This is a genomic window from Dietzia sp. DQ11-44 (assembly GCF_014145205.1).
Classification (GTDB): Bacteria; Actinomycetota; Actinomycetes; order Mycobacteriales; family Mycobacteriaceae; genus Dietzia; species Dietzia natronolimnaea.
In genome coordinates this window covers 1-3310 of the sequence record NZ_JAALEC010000060.1, presented here as the reverse complement: position 1 = coordinate 3310, position 3310 = coordinate 1, and the positions used below count along the sequence as shown (strand labels likewise).

General features: G+C 69.8%; 4 protein-coding genes. All 4 read right to left on the bottom strand.

Annotation, left to right across the window (positions count from 1 at the left end; genetic code table 11):
* On the bottom strand, positions 1 to 374 hold a 374-nt coding region (locus tag G6018_RS17250), incomplete at its 3' end, for an alpha/beta fold hydrolase (protein WP_347237765.1).
* Between the two features lie 41 nt (positions 375 to 415).
* Positions 416 to 931, bottom strand: a complete 516-nt coding sequence (locus tag G6018_RS01820) for a phage holin family protein (RefSeq protein ID WP_179524416.1) — start codon at positions 929 to 931, stop codon at positions 416 to 418.
* 81 nt (positions 932 to 1012) lie between these two features.
* Positions 1013 to 2980 carry an acetate--CoA ligase gene (gene acs, locus G6018_RS01815; protein ID WP_182610671.1) on the bottom strand — a complete coding sequence of 656 codons (1968 nt, stop codon included), beginning with the start codon at positions 2978 to 2980 and terminating at the stop codon, positions 1013 to 1015.
* Between the two features lie 144 nt (positions 2981 to 3124).
* Positions 3125 to 3310: hypothetical protein (locus G6018_RS17080; RefSeq protein WP_206685250.1), on the bottom strand; the 186-nt coding region annotated here is incomplete at its 5' end.

Sequence of the window (3310 nt, the reverse complement as noted above, 5' to 3'; positions counted from 1 at the left end):
ACGGCGCGCGGCCGGCGGTACGCGGCGGTCCAGGCCACGAATCCGCCCTCGCCCTGCCCCACGATCACCGCCGAGGTGTGGCCGAGAGCGCGGATGAGGTGCGTGAGGTCGGCGGCCAGCGTCCACCCGTCGTAGCCGCGCGGTGGTTTGTCGGAGTCCCCGTGGCCGCGGAGGTCCACCGCGACGGCGTGGAAACCGGCCTCGGCCAGCGCGACGACGGGCGCCCGCATGGTCCACCAGATGCCGCCCAGGCCGTGGATCATCAGCACCAGCGGTGGCAGTTCACCGGGGACGGTGTCGGGCGGGAGAGCCTCGGCGACGTGCAGGCGGATGCCGTTGGCCGAGACGTCACGATGCCGCCACGACCCGTCGATCCTGACGATCGACGGGTCGGGCGGCCGGTGTGCTGGCGTCTTCAGCTGCGCGTGGCGGGCTGGGGCGTCTCGGTGACCCGGACCGTCCCGGGCCGCGGCTCGGCGCCCGTGGGCATGGCCAGCTTGAGGTCGGACACCGAGTCGATGGTGCGCTGGGGCTTACGGATCTTCTTGATCTTGCGGTAACCCAGCAGCCCGCACACCGCCGCCAGCAGCACCAGCACCACGAAGACGATGAGGAACCCGATCCAGTCCCACGACTTGGTACCGAACCACAGCGAGATGAGCTTCGCCCACATGAAGACGAACGGGAAGAAGGACATGAGGAGCAGCACGAGCGCCGCGACGAAGAAGCCCGACCCGGTGGCCGCCTTCTTGACCTGCTCGGTGACCTCGGTCTTCGCGAGCTCGATCTCCGCGCGGACGAGAGTGGACACCTGCGTCGTGGCGTTCTTGACCAGGGTCCCGATGCTGGCGTCGCCCCGACCGATCGAATCCGCGTCGTGCAGAGGGATCGATGCCTCGGTCGGCGAGTGGGTTCCCTGGGCGTGGCTCACGGTTGTTCCTCCATTGTCAGGCGACGGATGCACCGTCGTCCATCGTGCCACGACACGTGGCTGCCTTCACCCGCTACCCGGTCAGCCGCGCGTGCCCTTCTCCCTGATCTGCTCCATGATGGTCGGATCCGACAGCGTCGAGGTGTCCCCGCCGTCGCGGCCCTCGGCCATGTCCTTGAGCAGGCGCCGCATGATCTTCCCGGACCGCGTCTTGGGCAGCTCGGGCACGATCGTGATGTCGCGCGGCTTGGCGATCGGGGAGATCTCCCGCGACACCTCGGCCCGCAGCTCGTCGATGAGCTTCTGCCGGTCCTCCTCGGCGTCGACGTTGCCGCGCAGGATCACGTAGGCGACGATCGCCTGACCGGTGGTCTCGTCGTTGGCGCCGACCACCGCCGCCTCGGCGACCGCGCGGTGACCCACGAGGGCGGACTCGACCTCCGAGGTGGAGATGCGGTGACCGGAGATGTTCATGACGTCGTCGACGCGGCCCAGCACCCACAGCGCTCCGTCGGCGTCCCACTTGGCGCCGTCACCGGCGAAGTAGTACCCCTCCTCGGCGAACCGGGACCAGTAGGTGTCGCGGTAGCGCTCCATGTCGCCCCAGATGCCGCGGAGCATGGACGGCCACGGCTCGGTGAGCACCAGGAAGCCCTGCTCCTCCGCGCCGACCTCCTTGGCGTCGCTGTCCACGATGGCCACGTCGATGCCGGGCAGCGGCCGCATGGCCGAGCCGGGCTTGGTCTCGGTCACGCCCGGCAGCGGGGAGATCATGATCGCGCCGGTCTCGGTCTGCCACCACGTGTCCACGATGGGGGCCTTGCCGCCGCCGAGGTTGTCGCGGTACCAGCGCCACGCCTCCGGGTTGATCGGCTCACCGACGGAGCCGAGCAGGCGGATCGAGGACAGGTCGTGGGCGGCCGGGATCTCGGCGCCCCACTTCATGAAGGTCCGCACGAGGGTCGGCGCCGAGTAGTAGATGGTGACGCCGTACTTCTCGATGATCTGGAAGTGGCGGTGCTCGTCCGGCGAGTTGGGGGTGCCCTCGTAGACGATGCACTCGGCACCGTTCGAGAGCGGGGCGTACACGCCGTACGTGTGGCCGGTGACCCAGCCGACGTCCGCGGTGCACCAGTAGACGTCCTGGCCGGCCTTGTGGTCGAACACGTTGTGGTGGGTGTAGGACGCCTGGGTGAGGTAGCCGCCGGAGGTGTGGACGATGCCCTTGGGTTTGCCCGTGGTCCCGGAGGTGTAGAGCAGGAACAGCGGGTGCTCGGAGTCGAAGGCCTCCGGCGTGTGCTCGGTGGACTGCTGCGGGACCACCTCGTCCCACCAGACGTCCCGGCCCTCCGTCCACTCGACGTCCAGGCCGGTGCGGCGCACGACGAGGACGTTCTGCACGGACTTCGCGTGCCCGTCGACGCCCTCGAGATTGCCGGCCAACGCGTCGTCGACGCCGGCCTTCAGCGGCGCCGGCTTGCCACGACGGAACTGTCCGTCGGCGGTGATCACGAGCTTGGCCTCGGCGTCGTCGATACGGGAGCGCAGGGCGGCGGGCGAGAAGCCGGCGAACACGACGGAGTGGGTCAGGCCGAGGCGGGCGCAGGCCAGCATGGCGATGTAGACCTCGGGCAGCAGCGGCATGTAGATGGCCACCCGGTCGCCGGCGACCAGCCCTAGGGAGCTGAGGTAGTTGGCCGCGCGGCTGACCTCGTCCTTGAGTTCGGCGTAGGTGATGTCCCGCGCGTCGTCCTCGGGCTCGCCGATCCAGTGGATGGCCACCCGGTCGCCGTTGCCGGCCTCGACGTGGCGGTCCACGCAGTTGTGGGCCACGTTGAGCGTGCCGCCCACGAACCACTTGGCGACCGGGGCGTCGGACCAGTCGAGGACCTCGGACCACTCGGTCGACCAGTCCAGGCGCCGTGCCTGCTCGTCCCAGAACGCGAGTCGGTCGGAGGCTGCGACGTCGTAGAGGTCGGCCTGCGCGTTGGCCTGTGCGGTGAAGTCGGGGTCGGGGGCGTAGGTCTGGGTGTGGTCGTGATCGGTCATCAGCGGCTCTCTCTCGGGATATGTGTTCACGGCGGCCGGAGTCGACACGGCGGAAACGACCGGACCGGTTTCTGTGAGCGTAGTCACATACCTGGTGCCGTGTTTCGCAACACACCCGATAGGGGGACGCGGGGGGAGGCGGGGTCAGGACCTCGGCTCGCGGCCTGCGGATTCGCCGGTCTCCCCGCCCTCCGCAGGGGTGCCGCCGGCACTCTTCGGGGTCTCGGCCCTCGCGTTGTCGGGGCCGTCGCCCACCGCGGTGGCGGGTGACGTCGTCGTCGTCGCAGTCTTCCCCGCGCCCTCCGGCGCCTCGCCCGGCGACGTCCCGAC